We start from the raw sequence: 20,504 nt of genomic DNA on the forward strand, positions 1-20,504 counted from the left end.
CTATCGCTGGGCCAGCGGCGCAGGTGTCGTCGCCAGCGGTTCGAAACGATTGTCGAAGAGCGTCGCGGCGTCGAAGCGCGGACGCCCGGTCTCGGCGGACAGCAGGTCGATGGCGGATTGCTGGTACCGGCGTGCATCGCCCCAGTCGGCGGGGAGCGAAATATCGCCGGCTGCATCGACGATGAGCCTTGCGTCCGCGGCGCTGAGGCCCTGGTGCTGCTCATAATAGCCGCGGGCGAGTTCGGCCTTGTGCGCCTGCTGCCAGCGCTGGGCCTTCACCCACCATTCGACATAGATCTTGAGCGCAGCCGCCTTGCCGGGATCCTTGAGGCTGGTTTCCGGCACATAGGCCAGGACGAGATCGTCGCGGAACGGCGGATGCCGCAATGTCTTGGCGCCGTCGCGGCCGAACTTGCGAAGATAGCGCTCGGCGACGATCCCGCCACCGATCGGCGCGGCATCGACGACGTTGCTGGCAAGGGCGCTGGTATAGACGTCCCCGCCGATGGAGGACGGCAGCTCGACCAGCTTCACGTCCCTGGTGGTGAGCCCGATCGCCTTCAGCGTCTGCACGACGATCTGGCTCTGCACCTGACTGGGGCTGAACGCGATGCGCTTGCCCTTCAGATCCTCGAGCCGGGCAATACCCGAATTCGGCGCGATTCCCCAGACAAAGGCCGGATTGGCGACAGGATCCCGGCGCGCACGGATCGCGACGATCTTGACCGGCAGCCCCACCCAGATCGCATGGATCGGCGGGACATTGGCACCGATCCCCACGTCGAGCGCGCGGGCATGAAAGGCCTCGGTCACGTCCGGGCCGCCGGTGATCTGGGCCCAGCGGATGCGGAACGGCAATTGCCGGTCCCAGCCATTATGCTCGAACACCCATTGCGTGACCGGATCGCCGACCACGAGAACCGTGTCCTTATCGACCTTGCCGGGCAACGGCGCGTCGAGCGCCAGCCCGCCGCCTGCCGGGGCGGCGTCCACGGCCCGGTTGGGCGCAAACGCAAACAGGGCGGCGATGGTGACCGCCACGAAGGCGGCCAGCCCGTACAGCCCCCAGGGGGTGCGTTTGCGCCCGCGCGGCATCAGCCGAGCACGTTGAACAATTCGCCTTCGAGCGGACGGCTGCGGAAGCCATCCGGGCCCTCGGGCAAGCCACCCGCGACCGTGATCCGGCGTACCGCGCGCGGAAGGTCGAAATGCGAGTAATCGATCGGCCCGGCATGGGCGACGGCCTGATTGTCCCAGACCACGAGCGACTTCGGGCGCCAGTGGAAGCGCACCTGATATTCCGGGCGCGTCGCCTCGTAGAACAGCAGGTCGAGCAGTGCCTGACTCTCGCGCTCCTTCAGGCCGACGATATGGCTCACCGTCCCTGGATTGAGGAACAGGAGCTTCTCGCCGGTCTCCGGGTGCACGCGCACGAGCGGGTGGAGCGAGACGAAGGGGCCGGTCGAACGGCCGTCACGCCGGGGCCTGGCGCCCTGGCCGTCGTAGCCGCTGCTGCGGTGGACCGCCTGCAATCCGTCGATCAGCTTCTGGATGCTGGGCGAAAGCCCGCGATAGGCTTCGATCAGGTTGGTGAAGAGCGTGTCGCCGCCATAGGGCGGGATCTCGACGCCGTAGAGGATCGAATAGCGGTTCGGATTGGCGACGAAGGTGATGTCGATGTGCCAGCCCTTATAATCGCGCGGGGGCTCGCGGCCGGGCGGCAGCGCATCGTTGCGGGTGCGCCGCGCACGATATTCGTCGACGGTGCGTTCCCAGATCTCCGGATGGTCCTCGAGGCCCTCCGCGATCGGATGCGCCGGGGTCAGCGGTCCGAACGCGCGGCCGAACGCCTTGAGCTGGTCGTTGTCGATATGCTGGTCGCGGAAGAATATGACCCGCCAGTCGCGCAGGGCCTTCTGGATGTCCGCCGCGAGCTCCGGGGTGACGGGCCTGGTCAGGTCCACGCCGCTGATCTCGGCGCCGATCGTAGGGGTCACCGGCTCGACGGTGATATGGTCATAGGTGAAGCGGTCGCGCGCATCCTCTGCGCGCAATGCAGTGACGGTCATCGCAAATCTCCTCAGGCGGCGACGGGTTCGGGCGGAACCTGGGCGAGGCGGTCGGCCGGATAGCGCGTGCCGACGGTCGAACCGCGGACATAGGTCCCCTCGAGTTCGGCGACCGTATCAGCGTCGAGCTCGAGCTCATTGGCCGCCCAATTGGCCTCGAGATGGTGAATGTGCCGGGTGCCCGGGATCGGCACGACGCCCTTCGACAACAGCCAGGCGAGCGCGACCTGCGCATTGCTGGCGCCGAGCCGTTCGGCGACCTGGGTGATGACTTCGCGGCGCGCGGCGTTCGCGGCGATCGCCTCCGGCTGGAAGCGCGGATGCCCGTGTCGCACATCGTTCGCGTCGCCCAGTTCGGCCCCGGCGAGGAAGCCCCGGCCAAGCGGGCTGTAGGCGACGAAGCCAATACCGAGTTCCCGGACGGTCGGCAGGATTTCCACCTCGACGTCGCGCGTCCACAGCGAATATTCGCTCTGCAGCGCGGTCAGCGGGAAGGCTGCGTGCGCGCGCCGGATCTGCTCGGCGCTGGCTTCGGAAACGCCGACGGCCCCGATCTTGCCTTCCTCGACGAGCCTGCCGAGTGCGCCCACCGATTCCTCGATGGGGATCTGCTTGTCGACGCGGTGGAGATAATAGAGATCGATCTGCTCGACGCCGAGCCGCGTGAGGCTCGCCTCGACCGCTTCGCGCGGCTGGACGACCGCGCCCTCGGGCCCTTCGGGGCGGTGGATGAACTTGCTGGCGATCACCAGCCGGTCGCGGCGTCCGCGAACCGCTTCGCCGAGCAGTTGCTCGTTATGGCCTTTGCCATAGCCGGTCGCGGTGTCGAAGAAGGTGATCCCGAGATCGATTGCGCGGTGAAGGGTCTCGATCGAGCCCGCGTCCTCCGCACGGCCATAGCTGTGGGACAGGCCCATCGCGCCGAAGCCCTGCGGGCTGACAGTCAGTTTTCCGATTTGCGGCATACTCAAAACTCCCGATGCCAGCGGCGCAGCGATGCGGCCGCCGGCAAAGGCTGCGCCCAAGCCAGGCAATCGAGGAACGTAGAAAAACTTTTGAACCGGTGAGAATCCCTATCATTTGAATAGGAATTAATTTCCAAGTGCGGCGCGTCAGGCCCCTGGCACGAAACGTGCAAATTTATCAGTCGGATATGCCACGATCGGGCGCTTCCAGCCCCCGATTTTCCGAGCAGCGGATAGAATTCCTTGGGCTCTCAACAGGCTCAATTCCCATTGACTCAGTATGAATTGATGCGGAGGTTCGTTGGTGCGTCGCAACATCGCGGGGCACGGACAGAAGCTGCGGGAGGCTTCGACCGTGCCGGACCGTGATCGATCTTCCCTGCATTATGAGGATGGGCTCGATGAAGAACGCCTACCGGGTCGCACTGCTGCTGTCTTCCGTCACTGCCTTCGCCAGCCCCGCTTTCGCCGATGACGACCGGCTGAAACGCTCGGACCCGGAAACTCCGTCGCGCGACACGTCCGCGGATCGGCCGGCCACGGCCGAGGAAGAGATCACGGTCACCGCGCGCCGCCAGCAGGAGCGCGCACAGGATGTACCGATCGCGCTCTCCGTGGTCAGTGGCGACGCACTGGAGCGGACGGGCGGCTATACCCTGCCGGACATCCAGGCGCGGACGCCAAGCCTCACCGCCTTCAACTCCAATCCCCGCAATTCGTCGGTCGGTATTCGCGGCATCGGTGTGTCCTCGGCCTCCGACGGGCTCGATACTTCGGTGGGCGTCTATATCGACAATGTCTATCTCGGCCGCCCCGGCATGGCCCTGGCCGACCTGATCGATGTCGACCGGGTCGAGGTGCTGCGCGGGCCCCAGGGAACGCTGTTCGGCCGCAACAACTCGGCGGGCGTCCTCAACATCAGCACGCGCAAGCCCGAGTTCGAATTCGGGGGCACCGCCGAGCTCTCGATCGGCAACTACGGCTACAATCAGGAACGGCTGAGCCTTACCGGACCCATCGTCAACAACGTGCTCGCCTTCCGGGTGACCGGGTTCAACACGCATCGCGGCGGCGTCCTGCCGAACACCAGGACCGGGGTCGCGGCGAATAGCGTCGGACGCGCAGGCTTTCGTGCCCAACTGCTGTTCACCCCGACATCCGACCTGACGATCCGGCTGATCGGCGATTATAGCCAGGAGGACGATACCTGCTGTGTCAGCGCGACCAAGCTGGTGCTGCCCGCCAGCCTGAGCGCGACCACGGGCCGGACGCTCGCAGCGCTCTCCGCGCTTGGCTATGTCCCGACCGGCAACCGCAGCGACACCAGCAACAACTCGACCCAGAACATGCTGACCGACCAGAAGGGCCTGTCGCTACAGGCCGACTGGAACCTCGGCTTCGCGACGCTGACCTCGATCTCGGCCTGGCGCTATTGGCATTTCAGCCCGCTCCAGGACAGCGACGGCACGCCGCTCGACATCATCCAGGTCAATGTCGCCCAGACGAAGACCGATCAATATTCGCAGGAGCTGCGGCTGGCATCGAAGCCGGGCCGGTTCAACTGGCAGATCGGCGGATTCCTGTTCCACAGCGACCTGACCGACCATTTCATCCTCAACCAGTTCGGCTTCGATGCGAGCGCCTTCTACACGACCTATGCGAGGCTCGCGAACCCGAACGCCGCAGCGATCTCGATCGCGGCCGGCTCGCAATATCTCGACGACGTCCGGACCAGCGTCGACAGCGTAGCCGCCTTCGGCCAGGCCAACTTCGAGCTCACCCCGAACCTGATCCTGACGGCGGGCCTGCGCTATACCCGCGACAAGAGATGGGGACGCTCGGATACCTCGACCCTGGGCACCCCCAATCCGGCGACCTCGATCCCGTTCCACTACAATGTCTCGGTCAGCGACGACAATCTGTCCTACCTGCTGAGCGCGTCCTACAAGGTCACGCGGGACGTGCTGCTCTATGCGTCCTATTCGACCGGCTACAAGGGATCGGGCCTCAACCTGAACTCGGCGGTGACCGCCGGCACGCCGCTGGTGCTCGATCCCGAGAAGGTGCGGAACTGGGAAGCGGGTCTCAAGTCGGAGCTGTTCGGCCGTCGCCTGACGTTCAACCTCAGCGCGTTCTGGACCGAGCTCGAGGGCCTGCAGGCCAATATCGTGCCGACCAATGGCAACCGCTCCTATCTCGCCAATGTCGGCGACGTGCGCTCGCGCGGTGTCGAGCTGGATGCCAATCTGCGGGCGACGGACGAAGTCACCTTCACACTCAATGGATCGTACAATGACGCGATCTACACCCGCTATCCCAACGCGCCCTGCCCCGTCGGTGTCACCGGAGTCTGCAACCTGACCGGCAAGCCCCTGTGGCAGGCGCCGAAATGGATCGGCAATGCGATCATCGATCTGCACACCAACCTTTCGCCCAGCGTGAAGGGCTATGCGATCGGCCAGGTCAGCTATCGCTCGAGCACCTATGGTGCCGCCGATGCCGGCCCCTACAGTCTGATCGACGCTTATGCTGTCGCAAACCTTCGCTTCGGGGCAAGCTTCGCCGATGGGCGCTACGACCTCTCGGTTTGGGCCAGCAACCTGTTCGACAAACGCTATTTCCAGAACCTGAGCACCAGCCAGATCGTCGGCGCCTCGGCCTTTGCCTATGCTGGACAGCTGGGTACGCCGCGGACGGTGGGAGCGACCCTCAGGGCGTCGTTCTAGCGTGCCGCGCTTCCCGGATCCGGTGGCGGACCGGGCGAGGACGCAGGTCCCCGCCCGGCCGCCCGCTCAGAGGTCGATCTGCACCACCGCCACGGACTTGCCCGGCAGCTCCAGCGTCACGCCGTCCTTGCCGGCCTTGCCTGCGAACGGCTTGGGCACCACGGCATCGGGCGCCTCGAAGCTGTTCACCGAGTCCACCCGCGGCGCGGTCAGCAGCTCGCCGCGCGCGGCGCGCGCCTGCATGCCGGGGAAGCGGGCGACGATCCTGGCAGGCCGGTTGGGATCGAGATTGGTCACCGCCAGCCAGAGCTTGCCCGCCGTATCGCGCACGGCCACCGCATCGACGCGGGGCAGCTTGATGTCGCCCTGGGTGTAGGTGCCGCCGTCGAACTTCACCGGCACATAGGTCGCATCCTGGAACGGCAGGTACATCTTGTAGATGTGGTAGGTCGGCGTGAGGACCATCTTCTCCTTGTCGGTGAGGATCATCGCCTGGAGCACGTTGATCATCTGGGCGATGTTGGTGATCCGCACCCGGTCCGCATGGCGCGCGAAGATGTTGAGGTTGAGCGCCGCCAGGATCGCGTCGCGCATCGAGTTCTGCTGCTGCAGGAAGCCTGGGTTGCTGCCCGGATTGGGCGCCAGCCAGGCGCCCCATTCATCGACCGCGATCGCCACCTTCTTCTCGGGATCATACTTGTCCATGATCGCGGCGTTCTTCGCGATGGTCTCGTCCATGCCCAGCGTTTCCTTGAGCATCAGCGCATAGCGGCCCTCGTCGAAGCCGGTGCTCGGCTGGGTCACCGGCCAGCCGCCGCCGGTGGTGTAGCGATGGAGCGAAAGGCCCTCGATGCTCCACGCCCAGTCATGCGCCTTCCACGCCTTCATCACGCTTTCGGTGTAGGACAGATTGTCGTCGCCCGGTCCCACGGCGATGCGCTGCATCGCGCCGGGGCTGGCGGCGGCTTGGGTCGGGTTGTAGTTGCGCACGAAGCGGGCGTAGGGCTTCATCACATCGGCATAATGGTCGGCGGTCATCGCGCCGCCGCACGACCAGCTCTCGTTGCCGATGCCGAGATACTTCACCTTGTAGGGCGCCTTGTGGCCGTTCGCGGCGCGCTCCTTGCCCGCCGTGGTCTCGGGATCGGCGGTCATGTATTCGAGCCACTCGGCGGCCTCCGCCACCGTACCCGAGCCGATATTGACCGAGATATAGGCGTCGCTGCCGATCTGGTCGGCAAAGTCCATGAATTCGTCGGTTCCGAAGCTGTTTGGCTCCGTCGCCCCTCCCCAGTTCGAATTGATCGACACCCTGCGGTCCTTCGCGGGGCCGATGCCGTGGCGCCAATGATATTCGTCGGCGAAGCAGCCGCCCGGCCAGCGGACGTTCGGCACGCGGATCGCGCGGAGTGCGGCGACCACGTCCTTGCGGATGCCACGCACATTCGGGATCGGCGAATCCTTGCCGACCCAGACGCCGCCATAGATGCCGGTTCCGAGATGCTCAGCGAACTGGCCGAAGATGTTGCGGTCGATCTTGCTGCCGGGCTTGGCGGTATCCACCACCACTTCCACCGGCGCGGAAGCGTCGTTCTGGGCAAGCGCCGGCGACGCGGAAGCCAGCAGGAGCGCAAGGGCGGCGCCCGGACGGACGAGATCGATCATTAATCCTCCCTGTTCTGATCTTTTTCAGGCAGAAATCGGACATTGGACGAAGGACCCGACGCTCGGCCTCGCCCAAGTTTCTAGTCCGACAAAATCAGCGGTCAAGCAGGAGTCACCACGGGTGTCGCGCTTAATCGCGCAAGGAAAGATACCGACGAAGGTCGCACTTGAAACGGATATTAATAGTCCTACAACATAGCCAACGGGGATGATATTCGACATCGATAGCGCGATGCTCTCAACGCCTTTCCCGCAGCGTGCGCCCACCTATCGGACCTTGTCTTAGGTCCTCCGGGCCTCGCCCTGACAGCACCCGATCTATCAGCGCTTGGGAGACCATTGCGCGAGCCAGTCGGCCAGCGCCTGCGGCGTCAGGCTGCGCGCATCCGCCAGCGCTGCGATGCTGCGACCATTGACCAGCTTGTCGGTCTTGGGATCGACGATCAGCAGCGCCGGCACGCCCTCCAGCCGCGAGCGGATGCCATAATGCGCAGGGATCTGCAGATTCTTGTCGAACCGGCCGATATCGACCGTCACGATCTCATAGCGGCTGGCGAGCCAGCCCTTCAACGCCGGCAATTCCAGCGTGCCCGCGAGCAATCGGCAATCGAGGCACCAATTGCCGCCAAGATCGATGATCAGCCGCTTGCCGGCTCGCTTGGCCCGCAACTTCGCCGCCGCGACCGTCTGGTCGGCATCTGCACTTTCGTCATAGGGGAGCGGCAGCGGCTTGGGCAGTTGCTCGAACGACGTGATCGGCACGCGCGGCGCCCGATCGGGGGCGGCGGCGGCGAGCAGGAACGGCACGGCGAGAACCGCCAGCGCAGGCAAGGATTTCATGAAATGGCTCCGTTCGAGTGTCGGGAAGGGAAGGATTGCGCGCGCCAGATTCAGGCCGTGCTACGCGGTTCGAATGTCCGTATGCCGTGCTTCGGCCGGTCTGGCCGGGCAGGCACGGCCAGCAGATCGGCGGCCAGCCGCTCGATCTGCGAACGGTCCCGGATGCCGGAAGCGACCAGCTCGACGAGCGCCTGCCCCCCTGTCCAGTCGGCAATGTCCGAATTGGCGTTGATATGCCCCAGCTCGCCGGCATCGACGAACGCCGCGCCCCATTGATCGGCGATCTCGCGGGCGCGCGAAATCGTGGCATAGGGATCGTCCCGGCTCGCCACCACGAGCGCCGGAAACGGGAAGGCGACATCCGGATTGGGCGCCAAGCGATCCAGCCTTGGATCGATCTCCTGGAAGTCGACATCGGGTGGCGCCACGAGCAGCGCACCTCGGACCGAAGACACGCCGTCAGGCCCCAACAGCCGCGCCCACCACGCAACCGTCTGGCAGCCCAGGCTATGCGCGATAAGGACGACTTCGCCACGGGCTTCATGGACCGCCTGGTCGAGCCGACTGATCCAGACATTGCGGATGGGATCGTCCCAGCAGCCAAGGTCTACCCGGTAGCAATCCTCGAGATCCTGCTCCGAGGAGCTTTGCCAGTGCCTGGCACCCGAACCGTCAACACCTGGCACGGTGAGCAGCTTGATCCGGCCATCCTCGGGGAAATCCATATCCGCACCCTCTCACTGCCGAAGCCTTGAGCGGAAGATGTGAACAGAATTCCCATCGACTCGCTATGATTTAAAAACTTGCCATGTGGAAAGCAGACCATCCCCGCGGATGTTCAATGCGCATCCCGCACGGCGAGCGTCATGCCGCCTCCGGTCCCCTCTCGATCGAAAGCCGACCGGCGCCTTCTCGCGTGGCTCTTCGCTGCTGCAGCGCTTCATCCTGCCCCCGAAGCTTTGTCGATGGCGAAGAGCAGCCCTTGATGTGCGCCTGCCGTGCCCGCCAATCCGCGCGGCTAGCTGCCTCATGCGAGCTTGCAGACGTCCACCCAGCGCTCCGAAACCAGCCCCGCCAGCCGCTCCGGCGCCACCTCCACCGAAGCCCTCCGCGACCCCGCCGCCGGAAAAACCGTCGCATAGCCGCGGATCGAGACGTCGCAATAGACCGGCAGCGGCGTCGCGAGCCCGAAGGGGCAGACGCCGCCTACCGGATGCCCGGTGCGCGCCTCCGCCTCCTCGGCGCCGAGCATCGAGGCGCGGCCACCGAACGCCGCCTTCGCCTTGGCATTGTCGAGCCGGGCATCGCCGCGGGCGACGACGAGCAGCACGCCCTCGCCCACCCGCAACGCCAGCGTCTTGGCGATCCGCCCGGGCTCGACCCCGAGCGTCGCCGCCGCCTCCGCCACCGTCGCCGTGCTTGCCGATTGTTCGATCAGGCCGAGATCGGGAGCATGTTCGGCAAGCCACGCACGCACGGTTTCGACGGTCAATCCTCGATCCTCTTCCTGAAGGTCTCGGGCAACAGCAACAGGCCGAGGATGAAGGTGCAGGCCGCAGCCACCACCGGGTACCAGAGGCCGTAATAGATGTCCCCGGTCGCCGCGACCATCGCGAAGGCGGTCGCCGGCAGGAAGCCGCCGAACCAGCCATTGCCCAGATGATAGGGCAGCGACATCGAAGTGTAGCGAATCCGGCTCGGGAACAGCTCGACCAGCATGCCGGCGATCGGGCCGTATACCATGGTCACCAGCAGCACGAGCGCGAACAGGATCGCGATCACCAGCGGCTTGTTGATCCGGGCGTCATCCGCCTTGGCGGGATAGCCTGCCTCGGCCAGCGCCGCGCTCAGCCGCTTGGAGTAGGTCGCCATCTCGCCCACCGCGACGCTGGTGGCGCCGATGCTGACGTCGCCGGAGCCGTGCGGCTTGGTCGCATAGGGAACGCCCGCCTTGGCGAGCGTCGACTTGGCGATGTCGCAGCCGGTCTTGTCGAACTTGTTCTTGCCGATCGGATCGAACTGCACCGAGCAGAGCGCCGGATCGGCATAGACAGTCACCGGCGCCTTCGCCTGCGCCTCCGCCAGCGCCGGGTTCGCCGCCTGGGTCAGCGCATGGAACAGCGGGAAATAGCTGATCGACGCCAGCAGGCAGCCCGCCAGGATGATCGGCTTGCGGCCGATCCTGTCCGACAGCCAGCCGAAGAACACGAAGAACGGCGTGCCCAGCGCCAGCGCGATGGCGATCAGCACGTTCGCCGTCATCCCGTCGACCTTGAGCGTCTTCTCGAGGAAGAACAGCGCGTAGAACTGGCCCGTGTACCAGACCACCGCCTGGCCGACGACCGCACCGAACAGCGCGATCAGCACGATGCGCAGGTTGCCCCAGCGCAGGAACGCCTCGGTCAGCGGCGCCTTGGAGACGTTGCCGGTCGCCTTCATCCGGGCATAGACCGGGCTCTCGTTGAGCTGCAGCCGTACCCACAGCGACACGCCGAGCAGCAGGATCGAGGCGAGGAACGGCACGCGCCAACCCCAGCTCGCAAACGCCGCCTCGCCCAGCCAGGACCGCGTCCCGATCACCACCAGCAGCGAGGCGAACAGGCCGAGCGTCGCGGTGGTCTGGATCCAGCTCGTATAGAGGCCGCGCTTGTGGTTGGGCGCATGCTCGGCGACATAGGTGGCGGCGCCGCCATATTGGCCGCCCAGCGCCAGGCCCTGCAGCACGCGCAAGGTCACCAGCAGGATCGGCGCCGCCACGCCGGCAGTCGCGAAATTGGGGAGCAGGCCGACCGCGAAGGTCGATCCGCCCATGATCCCCATCGTCACCAGGAAGGTGTTCTTGCGCCCGACCAGGTCGCCGATCCGCCCGAACACCAGCGCGCCGAACGGCCGCACCGCGAACCCCGCGGCAAAGGCGGCGAGCGCGAAGATGAAGGCAGTGGTGTCGTTGACCCCGGCGAAGAACTGCGCCGAGATCGTCGTCGCCAGCAGGCCGTAGAGATAGAAGTCGTACCACTCGAACACGGTGCCCAGCGACGATGCCGCGATCACCATCTTCTCGTTCTTGGTGGCTGTATGATGATCGCCCTCGGGCGCCGACGGGGTGTCGGACGTCAGGTCCTGGCTCAAGCTATCTTCCCCTTATATTGTTAGCGCTAACCAACCACAGTCCTGCCGTGGTTGGAACCCCCGTCGCTAATGCGCGCTCTTCGGCACGCCTTAAGGGCAGGTTCGGCGATTTGGACGGGACATTGCAAGCCCCAAGCGAACAAAGCCCAGCTTGGGCATGCAAAAGCTCTACTTCACATGGCGGTCTCGGGCAGGTACACGGCCCCCATGTTCGAGCGCTTCTTCCTCTCCCACCCGCGCGCCGTCGGCGAGACCTATGGCGAGCATGCTGCAACGGCCGCGCGATTCGGCTTCACCATGATCGTCGGCGGCGCGGCCTGCGTCGTCCATTCGATCTTCCCCGCGCTGTTCGCCCGCACCGCCAGCGACGCAGTGAAGCGGCTCTATGCGCAGATGATGGCGCGCCAGCCGGGCATGAACGCCAAGCCGCTCGCGCACCAGCAGCCCGAGTGGCAGATCGAATACGAAATCTGAGCGGGGGGACCGCATACATGATCGAGCACGTCGCCATCATCGGCGCGGGCTTTTCGGGCACGCTGCAGGCGATCAACCTGCTCCGCCACGAAGGCCCCCGCGCCACGCTGATCGAGCGCGCACCGGTGGCCGGCCTCGGCCTCGCCTATGGCGCCGCGCATCCGAGCCATGTGCTCAACGTCCGCGCCGCGAACATGAGCGCCTTCCCGGACGATCCCTCGCACTTTGTCCGCTGGCTCGAAGCGCGCGGTGTGGAGAATGCCGCCACCGCCTTCATCCCGCGCGTGACCTATGGCGAATATCTGCGCGAGCTGCTCGACGCTGCGCTGCTCGACCATCCCGACCGGCTGACGCTGGTGCGCGACGAAGTCGAGGATCTCGACTTCGCGGACGGCGTGACGGTGCGCCTCAAGGGCCGAACGATCGCGGCGGATGCCGCGGTACTCGCGGTCGGCAACCTGCCGCCCCACGATCCGCCCGGCCTCGATCCCGAGCTGCTGTCGGATTCCCGCTACAAGGGCGATCCCTGGCACGCCAGCGTGCCGGAAGGCCTGGGTCCCGACGATACCGTGCTGGTGATCGGCACCGGCCTGACGATGATCGACGTGGTGCTGCTGCTCGATGCGCGCGGCTTCCAGGGCAAGATCGTCGCCCTTTCCCGCCGCGGCCTGCTGCCGCGCAGCCATGCGCCGGGCAGCGACTGGAAGAAGCTCGCCGAGCGCCCCGCCACCACCGCTTCGCAGCTGCTCCGGGCCGTGCGCGTGCGCGCCGAGGCGATCGGCTGGCGCAACGCGGTCGACGAGCTGCGCCCCTTCACCCAGGCGATGTGGGGCAATGCCAGCGATGCCGAGCGCGGCCGCTTCCTGCGCCACCTCCGCCCCTGGTGGGACGTGCACCGCCACCGCCTGGCGCCCGAGGTCTATGCCCGGCTGATGGCGGTGATCGAGCGCGGCCAGCTCGAAGTGATCGCCGGCAAGACGCTCGGCTTCGAGGAGACGCCCGCGGGCATCGAAGTGAAGCTGCGCCGCCGCGGTGCGGAGGCGTCCGAGACCATGCTGGTCCAGCGCATCATCAACTGCACCGGCCCGCTGGGCGACCTCAACCGCACCGACGAGCCGCTGCTCCAGAAGCTGGCGGCCCGCGGGGTGATCCGCCCGGACGCCGCGCATCTCGGCATCGATGTCGACAACCAGGGCCAGACGATCAACGCGAAGGGCGGCCCCAACCGCACGCTCTACGCGCTCGGGCCGATGACCCGCGGCGCCTTCTGGGAAATCGTCGCGGTGCCCGACATCCGCACCCAGACCTGGAGCGTGGCGCGGCGGTTGTCGAACGCGCACTGGGTCGGCGGCGAAGGGCTGTAGAGGGGAACCTTGTTCCCCTCCCTGTAAGGGAGGGGCTAGGGGTGGGTTAGAACAAGGTCGGGCTCGATGCCCGGCCTTTTCTTTTTCGCCACCGGAAGAAGAAGCTCGCTGCGCTCGCAACCCACCCCCGATCCCTCCCTTTCAGGGAGGGGAGCAGGAAGGACCTAAGGCGGCAGCAGCGACCAGCTGTCTGCGCCATGGTCGTACCAGAGGTAGAGCAGCTTGTTCACCTCGGCATAGACGATCGCCGCCAGATGCACGTCGCCGTCGGGCGCATAGGCGCGGAAAAGCACCGGATCGCCCGTGATCGCCTGGCCGAAGGGCGGCGCGGCCAGGTTGAGCTTCACCTTGCCGTCGCTCGCCACGTCGAAGGAGAAGCCGCACAGCTGCTGACCCATGCGGCCGAGCACCACCGTGCGGGTCGGCGTCACATGCTCGGCGGCCATGCCATCCAGCCGGAAGGGGATCTCCTCGACGGTCCAGGTATCGGTCCCGCGGAAATAGAGCGTCTTCTGGCCCGAGGGCACGAACAGGTGGAAGATCGTCTTCGGCACCGTGGTGTTGATCACGCACATGTCGCCATTGGGCTCGCCGGGCCCGGGCGGCAGCAGCCGTTCGCCATATTTGGAGTCGCCGGTGTTCACGAACCCGTTCTTGAGCGGCGACTGGGGCACGAAGACATTGGCGATCGGATCGCAGAGCCCGGCGATCCGGCCATGCACTTCGCCGATCGGCAGAACGAAATTGCCGCTGCAGGTCGGCTTCAGGCTGCCATCCTTCCCCACATCATAGATCACCACCCCACCCGTGATGCGCACCGCGAGCCGGGCGACTGCATCGGCGCGGCCCGTCGGCCCCGGCAGCAGCACCGGATCGCCCAGGCATCCGCCCTCCACCAGCATTGCCTTGCTGCCCACGAACACCGGCGTGCCGGAATCACCCTCCTGATAATGGCCCGCCCACAGCATCCGGTTCGAGCCCGCCACGCAATAGAGGCTGAAGGTGCGCGGTCCGGTGGGCACCAGCACGGGGCTGGAGCGCATCTGCAATCCGCCCTCGAAGGGCGGGATACGGCGCATCGTGGTGCCGTTCTCCAGGCGATATTGGGCGAGGTCGCCGCCGACCTCGGCGAAGATGTCGTCGGCACGCGGGCCGGAGCGCACCGCCGGTCGGCGCGGCGCGAACCGTCCGCGCGGCAGCGGCTCGCTGCCGAGCTGCGCGCCCAGTATCGTCGCGGTCGGCCGGACCTGGCGCGGCGCCGCCCGCGGCAAGGCGATTTCCGCCGCTTCGTCCGGCGAACGCAGCGCTGCCGCGTCCACCGGGCTAAGCAGCTTGCCTGGCGCCCAGCTCGGCTCGGGCGCGAACGGTGCGCCTTCCAGCTCCGCTGGCTCGGGCGCCGGCTCGGGCGCGACGGCCACGCGGGTCCGACGGACCGGGGCCTTCTTCACTTGCTTCGCCTTGGCCATCGCCGCCCCCTATTTCAGCTCGAACAGCGCGAAGCTGCGCGCGAGCGGGAAGAGATACTGGTCATAGTCGAGCATCATCGGCTCGGACCGCCAGAGCTGCTGCCAGCACCAGAGCGTGGCGAAGATGCCGCGCTGCGCCTCCAGGCTGGCGAAGCGGTAGAGCGGCACCAGATTGGTGACCTTCACCGGCCGCCACATCAGGCAGGCGCCGAGCGACGCCGCCCATTTCGGCGGATCGGTGACCAGCCCGGGATCGCCGCCGATCGCCTGGAGCAGCGCGGTGCGCTCCTGATCGTCCTTCAGCTCCTTCTTCTCGCCCGAAGCCGAGGCGGACGCGGCGACGTTCACTGCCATCGCCTTCACCGCCGCCTTCACTTCGAGCTGCCATTTGGACAGCTCTTCCTTCGAATGGACGGTCTTCTCGTCCTGGACGTAGAGCTTGCCGCCGATCTCGGTCTCCAGCGCGAGATAGGCACCCCAATCCTCAAAGAAATTGCGCAGCGCCTCGAACTCCTCGAAGCGGCGGCCGGAGAATTTGGCGAAGCTCTCCAGCTCCTTCATGCAGGCGGCGGTGAGGCGCGGCTGCTGGAGCTGGCGCACCTCGAGCTTGGGCACCGATATCTCGCAATAGGAATAGAAGGTGCCGTCGATCGCCTTGGATCCGCCGGACATGCCGCCCGATGCGGAAGCGCTGGCGCCCCAGCCTGCCCCGCCACCGCCGATACTGAGCGATCCGCCAACCGCTGAGCGGACCTCGCGCTCGGTGCGGCTCGAGGTGACGAAGTCGTTGCTGACATAGCTCTGGCGCGGCATGCGCGAGAGCACAGCGACGTGCGGCGCCTCGCCCGTGTCGATCACGTCGCGATAGCTCCAGCTGATCTCGCCGTTGCGCAGCAGCACGCCCTTGAAGACGTTGTTGACCTCCAGCACCCGCGCCTTGGTCTCGGGGGTGAGCGCGGCATAGACGTCGTTCACCGTGGATGCGGTGGCGGTGCCGTCGCTCAGCTTCTTGGCGAGCAGGTCCTGGATCTTGGTGAAGTCGCCCAGATCGGGCAGCTTGTAGCCCGCAGGCAGGTCCGGCACTGTGCCGCGGCTCGCCTGGTGGACATGCGCGATCCCGTCGTCGCCGAGCAGCTGAATCGCGGTCAGCTTGCCTTCCGCCTCGGTCTGCACCGCCGAGCTGTTGACGACGAACTTGAACGACTTGTCGAGCTCGGTGACGCCCGCGAGCAGCTTGCGCAGCTCGGCCAGCGTGGTCGACTTGTAATAGACGATATGGACGACGATCGCCGGATCCTTGTCCGCCTGGATCGTCAGCGGATAGGATTTGCCCTGCACCGCCGGATCGGGCTTGTCGGGCAGCGTCTTGGGATCGACAATCGGCTTGGGCCCGGGCGGCGGTGTCGGAGTTGGTGTCGGGGTCGGCGTTGGCGACGGGCTGGGCGTGGGCTTGGGCGCCGGAGAAGGCGTCGGTTCCGGCACGGGCATGGCTTCCTCTCCGAAGCGCGCGCGGCGTCAGCGCGCGAAATCCGCACGAGACGCCGGCCATGGATTATATCGACCCCGAGGTGCGCGTGTTGCCCCCGCGCCCTTTCCTTTTATGCGGCCAAGCTTCCTCATCCTCCGGGACGAGTCAACGAAGGCTCAAACCGTTTCGGTGCCGTCCCCGTCAATTAGTATCAATTGACACTAATTGCCCAAGGGTCTAGCTCGCCGGCGTTGTAGCTGGAGCGCACGTCATGACCGACCCGACCAATCCCCTGGGCCTCAACGGCTTCGAGTTCGTCGAATTCACCTCGCCCGATCCCGAGGCGATGGGGAAGCAGTTCGAGATGCTCGGCTTCGTGCCGACGCACCGGCATCCGACCAAGAACATCACCCGCTACAAGCAGGGCCGCATCAACCTGATGCTCAACCGCGACGAGGCCGGCCGCGTGGCCGCCTTCCGCGGCGAGCACGGCCCCTCGGCCAGCGCGATGGCCTTCCGCGTCGCCGATCCGGCCAAGGCGATGGAATGGGCGCTCGAGCACGGCGCCAAGCCGACCGAGGAGGACGACACCGTCATCCAGGGCATCGGCGGCTCCTATCTCTATTTCATCCAGGACGGTACTGACCTGTACGCCGACTGGGCGGCGTTCGACGGCTGGGAAGCCGCCGAGGCTGCCAACAATGTCGGGCTCGACCTGCTCGACCACCTCACCCACAATGTCCGCCGCGGCCAGATGCGGGTGTGGTCGGAGTTCTACAAGACGCTCTTCGGCTTCGAGGAGCAGAAGTATTTCGACATCAAGGGCCAGGCCACCGGCCTGTTCAGCCAGGCGATGATCGCCCCCGACAAGGCGATCCGCATCCCCCTCAACGAGAGCCAGGACGACAAGAGCCAGATCGAGGAGTTCATCCGCGAGTATAAGGGCGAAGGCATCCAGCACCTCGCGCTGACAACCCCGGACATCTTCGACACGGTCGAGCGCCTGCGCGCCCGCGGCGTTCGCCTGCAGGACACGATCGAGACCTATTACGAGCTGGTCGACAAGCGCGTCCCCGGGCACGGCGAAGACCTCGAGCGCCTGCGCAAGAACCGCATCCTGATCGACGGCAATGTCGGCGACGAGGGCATCCTGCTGCAGATCTTCACCGAGAACATGTTCGGCCCGATCTTCTTCGAGATCATCCAGCGCAAGGGCAATGAAGGCTTCGGCAACGGCAACTTCCAGGCGCTGTTCGAATCCATCGAGCTCGACCAGATCCGCCGCGGCGTGATCAAGGTCGACGCTTAAACGCCTTTTAAACACGATCCGGCGAAAGGGCCGGGATCGGATTTGCCGGGCGCGCGTTTGCGGCCCTGGAAAGTTTGGAGAGGAAGCCGGGGGAGCGCTGCCAGTTGCGTAGCGTGGCGCTCCACCCGGCCACCAAAATTCCGTCAAGCCAGCGCGAGTTCGCCGCGCGCCTCACCCGCCCCTTCCCGAAAGCGCGCCTCGTCGAGCAGGCCTTCGCGCTTGGCGACGATCACCGGCACCAGCATCTGCCCCGCCACATTGGTCGCGGTCCGGCCCATGTCGAGGATCGGGTCGATCGCCAGCAGCAGCCCCACGCCGTCGAGCGGCAGTCCGAGCGTCGAGAGGGTGAGCGTCAGCATCACCATCGCGCCGGTCAGCCCCGCGGTCGCGGCCGAACCGAGCACCGACACGAAGGCAATCAGCGCATAATGCTCGAGGCCGAGCGGGATGCCGTAGAATTGCGCGACGAAGATCGCCGAGATCGCCGGATAGATCGCCGCGCAGCCATCCATCTTGGTCGTGGCGCCCAGCGGCACCGCAAAGGCGGCATAGGCGCGCGGCACGCCGAGCGCGCGCTCGGTCACGTCCTCGGTCACCGGCAACGTGCCGACCGAGGAACGCGAGACGAAGCCGAGCTGGATCGCCGGCCAGGCCGAGGCGAAGAAGCGCAGCGGGCTAAGCCCATGCGCGGCGAGCAGCAGCGGATAGACGACGAGCAGCACCAGCCCCAGGCCGAGATAGACCGCACCGGCATAGGTGCCGAGCGCCGCCAGCGACTCCCAGCCATAGCGGACCACCGCGTCGCCGATCAGCGCGGCGGTGCCGATCGGGGTCAGGCGGATCACCCAGCGCAGCAGCAGCCGAAAGACCGCGAGCGCCGAGGCGTTGAAGTCGAGGAAGCGATGCCCCGCCTCGCCCGCCTTCACGGCCGCCGCGCCGATCGCGACCGCCAGCACGATGATCTGGAGGACGTTGAACGAAAGTCCCGTGGTCGCCCCGCCATCGGTAACCTTGGTCGAGGCCGCGATGCCGAGGAAGTTCGCCGGCACCAGCCCCTTGAGGAAATCGAGCCAGCTGCCGGTGCTCGAAGGCGCCGCCGCGGCGGCCGCTGCCACGGCGCTGTGATGCCCCGGCTGGAGCACCAGTCCCAAAGTGATGCCGATCCCCACCGCGATCGCCGCGGTGATCGCGAACCACAGCAAGGTCTGCACGACCAGCCGCGCCGCATTGTTCAGGTCACGCAACGCCGCGATCGAGGCGACGATCGCCGTGAACACCAAAGGCGGCACCAGCACCTTCAGGAGCTGCACGAAGATCTGCCCGACCGTCTGCAGCGCCTGGGCGAGCCCGTTCGCTGTCTCGCCATCGCTGCCGATCGCCCGCGCGATCAGCCCCAGCGCAAGCCCTGCGGCCATGCCGATCGCGACCTGCACGCCGAAGCCGGGTAGCTGGAACCGCCGCGGTGCGGCTGCGCTGGTGGTGGCCATTGGTTGCGACTCCGGAATTAAACCCACCAAAGAAGTAGGAATTAGCCGGATGCAGCCCAAGAAAGTTTAGGTTCTTGCCCTGATAGCTTGCCCAGCAGCAGATAGTATCATTTGACACTTTATGTGCGGCCCATCAGAGAGACGGGCATAGAGAGGATGCGATGACCGACTATTTCCCCGGCTTCGGCAATCACGTTTCCACCGAGGCCGTGCCCGGCGCACTGCCCGTCGGCCGCAACTCGCCGCAGAAGCCCGCATTCGGCCTCTATGCCGAGCAGCTCTCCGGCACCGCCTTCACCGCGCCGCGCCATGAGAACCGCCGCTCCTGGCTCTATCGCCTGCGCCCCACTGCCGAGCATCCGCCCTTCAAGCGCTACGAAGGCGCGAAGAACTTCGCCCCCGGGACGATCAGTGATCCGCTGCCCCCCAATCGCCTCCGCTGGAATCCCATAGAGGCGCCCGCGCCCGGCACCGACCTGGTCGACGGCATGACCACCATGCTCGCCAATCGCGATCCCGCCGATCTCGAGGGCGTGGCGGTGCATGTCTACGCCGCCAACAAGGACATGGAGACCCGCGTCTTCTTCGATGCGGACGGCGAATTGCTCTTCATCCCCCAGGCCGGCCGGCTGACCCTGCTCACCGAGCTCGGCCGCATCGACATCGCGCCCGGCCAGGTCGCGCTGGTCCCGCGCGGCGTCCGCTTCCGCGCGCTGCTGCCGGAGGGCGAGGCGCGCGGCTATGTCGCCGAGAACCACGGCGCGCTGTTCCGCCTGCCCGATCTCGGCCCGATCGGCGCCAACGGCCTCGCCAATCCTCGAGACTTCGAGACGCCGGCGGCGTGGTTCGAGGACCGCGACGAGCCCTTCGAAGTCATCCAGAAGCATCTTGGCAGCCTGTGGACCACCACCCTGCCCCACAGCCCGCTCGACGTGGTCGCCTGGCACGGCAATCTCGCGCCCTGGCGCTATGATCTCGCGCGGTTCAACACGATGAACACGGTGAGCTTCGACCATCCGGACCCGTCGATCTTCACCGTGTTGACCTCGCCCTCGGACGTGCCCGGCCGCGCCAATGCCGACTTCGTGATCTTCCCGCCGCGCTGGATGGTCGCCGAGGACACTTTCCGCCCGCCCTGGTTCCATCGCAACATCATGTCCGAAGCGATGGGCCTGATCACTGGCGCCTATGACGCCAAGGCCGAAGGCTTCGCCCCCGGCGGCCTGTCGCTCCACAACCTCATGGCCGGCCACGGTCCCGACGTGACGAGCTGGCAGGGCGCTTCGAACGCGGACCTGAAGCCGCACAAGATCGCCGGCACGATGGCATTCATGGTCGAGACCTGCTGGCCCTACAAGCCGACCCGCTACGCCCTCGACCGCGCCCAGCCCGATTACGACGCGGCCTGGAAGGGCTTCCCGAAGGCGCAGCTGCCATGAAATTCCTCACCGAGCTCGTCTCGGGGAGGGGGACCGCTCGCGAAGCGAGTGGTGGAGGGACCGCCGCGAACGCGGCGGTACCCGCCGCGCCCCTCCACCACCG

General features: G+C 66.5%; 16 protein-coding genes. 5 read left to right on the forward strand and 11 right to left on the reverse strand.

The window, feature by feature from the left end; all coding sequences use genetic code 11:
* From ACEN8G_RS10585 to ACEN8G_RS10595, 3 genes are read right to left on the reverse strand one after another with little or no spacing between them, the layout of a single operon-like run.
* Positions 1-1,095, reverse strand: coding sequence for an ABC transporter substrate-binding protein (locus ACEN8G_RS10585; RefSeq protein WP_413415549.1), 1,095 nt, complete (start codon positions 1,093-1,095; stop codon positions 1-3).
* Positions 1,095-2,069: a TauD/TfdA dioxygenase family protein gene (locus ACEN8G_RS10590; RefSeq protein ID WP_413415548.1), complete on the reverse strand. Its 975-nt coding sequence runs from the start codon at positions 2,067-2,069 to the stop codon at positions 1,095-1,097. The genes ACEN8G_RS10585 and ACEN8G_RS10590 overlap by 1 nt, the downstream gene beginning before the upstream one ends.
* A gap of 11 nt (positions 2,070-2,080) precedes the next feature.
* Positions 2,081-3,034 carry an aldo/keto reductase gene (locus ACEN8G_RS10595; RefSeq protein ID WP_413415547.1) on the reverse strand — a complete coding sequence of 318 codons (954 nt, stop codon included), beginning with the start codon at positions 3,032-3,034 and terminating at the stop codon, positions 2,081-2,083.
* 401 nt (positions 3,035-3,435) lie between these two features.
* On the opposite strand from ACEN8G_RS10595, the gene ACEN8G_RS10600 reads away from it, so the two are divergent.
* Complete coding sequence (locus ACEN8G_RS10600) at positions 3,436-5,760, forward strand: TonB-dependent receptor (protein WP_413415546.1); 2,325 nt, start codon at positions 3,436-3,438, stop codon at positions 5,758-5,760.
* A gap of 66 nt (positions 5,761-5,826) precedes the next feature.
* Here the strand turns inward: ACEN8G_RS10600 and ACEN8G_RS10605 are convergent, their stop codons facing one another.
* The 5 genes from ACEN8G_RS10605 to ACEN8G_RS10625 all read right to left on the reverse strand — a co-directional run bounded on the left by ACEN8G_RS10605 (position 5,827) and on the right by ACEN8G_RS10625 (position 11,319).
* Positions 5,827-7,425, reverse strand: coding sequence for an alpha-N-arabinofuranosidase (locus ACEN8G_RS10605; protein ID WP_413417270.1), 1,599 nt, complete (start codon positions 7,423-7,425; stop codon positions 5,827-5,829).
* A gap of 321 nt (positions 7,426-7,746) precedes the next feature.
* Complete coding sequence (locus tag ACEN8G_RS10610; RefSeq protein WP_413417268.1) at positions 7,747-8,265, reverse strand: thioredoxin family protein; 519 nt, start codon at positions 8,263-8,265, stop codon at positions 7,747-7,749.
* A gap of 50 nt (positions 8,266-8,315) precedes the next feature.
* Positions 8,316-8,990 carry an RBBP9/YdeN family alpha/beta hydrolase gene (locus ACEN8G_RS10615; protein ID WP_413417266.1) on the reverse strand — a complete coding sequence of 225 codons (675 nt, stop codon included), beginning with the start codon at positions 8,988-8,990 and terminating at the stop codon, positions 8,316-8,318.
* 302 nt (positions 8,991-9,292) lie between these two features.
* The gene (locus ACEN8G_RS10620; RefSeq protein ID WP_413417264.1) at positions 9,293-9,757 is read right to left on the reverse strand and encodes a YbaK/EbsC family protein; all 465 of its coding nucleotides are present in this window, start codon (positions 9,755-9,757) and stop codon (positions 9,293-9,295) included.
* Complete coding sequence (locus ACEN8G_RS10625) at positions 9,754-11,319, reverse strand: MFS transporter (protein ID WP_413417272.1); 1,566 nt, start codon at positions 11,317-11,319, stop codon at positions 9,754-9,756. Before ACEN8G_RS10625 ends, ACEN8G_RS10620 begins: the two co-directional genes overlap by 4 nt.
* A gap of 282 nt (positions 11,320-11,601) precedes the next feature.
* Between ACEN8G_RS10625 and ACEN8G_RS10630 the strand changes: the two genes are divergently transcribed.
* Both ACEN8G_RS10630 and ACEN8G_RS10635 read left to right on the forward strand, forming a co-directional pair.
* A complete protein-coding gene (locus ACEN8G_RS10630; protein ID WP_413417262.1) occupies positions 11,602-11,868 on the forward strand; it encodes a DUF6356 family protein in 267 nt (88 codons plus the stop codon).
* 17 nt (positions 11,869-11,885) lie between these two features.
* Complete coding sequence (locus ACEN8G_RS10635) at positions 11,886-13,232, forward strand: FAD/NAD(P)-binding protein (RefSeq protein ID WP_413417260.1); 1,347 nt, start codon at positions 11,886-11,888, stop codon at positions 13,230-13,232.
* A 164-nt stretch (positions 13,233-13,396) separates the two neighbouring features.
* On the opposite strand, the gene ACEN8G_RS10640 is transcribed toward ACEN8G_RS10635, so the two are convergent.
* A complete protein-coding gene (locus ACEN8G_RS10640) occupies positions 13,397-14,698 on the reverse strand; it encodes a hypothetical protein (protein WP_413417258.1) in 1,302 nt (433 codons plus the stop codon).
* Positions 14,699-14,707: 9 nt separating this feature from the next.
* On the reverse strand, positions 14,708-16,186 hold the full coding sequence (locus ACEN8G_RS10645; protein WP_413417256.1) for a hypothetical protein: 1,479 nt from the start codon (positions 16,184-16,186) through the stop codon (positions 14,708-14,710).
* Positions 16,187-16,437: 251 nt separating this feature from the next.
* Here ACEN8G_RS10645 and hppD point away from each other — a divergent pair, with 251 nt between their 5' ends.
* Positions 16,438-17,475, forward strand: a complete 1,038-nt coding sequence (gene hppD, locus ACEN8G_RS10650) for a 4-hydroxyphenylpyruvate dioxygenase (RefSeq protein ID WP_413417254.1) — start codon at positions 16,438-16,440, stop codon at positions 17,473-17,475.
* 143 nt (positions 17,476-17,618) lie between these two features.
* Here hppD and ACEN8G_RS10655 read toward each other — a convergent pair whose 3' ends face one another.
* Complete coding sequence (locus ACEN8G_RS10655) at positions 17,619-18,962, reverse strand: dicarboxylate/amino acid:cation symporter (RefSeq protein WP_413417252.1); 1,344 nt, start codon at positions 18,960-18,962, stop codon at positions 17,619-17,621.
* 161 nt (positions 18,963-19,123) lie between these two features.
* On the opposite strand from ACEN8G_RS10655, the gene hmgA reads away from it, so the two are divergent.
* Positions 19,124-20,401 (forward strand): homogentisate 1,2-dioxygenase, encoded by a 1,278-nt coding sequence (gene hmgA, locus ACEN8G_RS10660; protein ID WP_413417250.1) that lies wholly within the window; start codon positions 19,124-19,126, stop codon positions 20,399-20,401.
* Positions 20,402-20,504: the final 103 nt, after the last annotated feature.

The sequence above is a fragment of the Sphingomonas sp. Sphisp66 genome (genome assembly GCF_047324325.1).
Lineage (GTDB): Bacteria > Pseudomonadota > Alphaproteobacteria > Sphingomonadales > Sphingomonadaceae > Sphingomonas.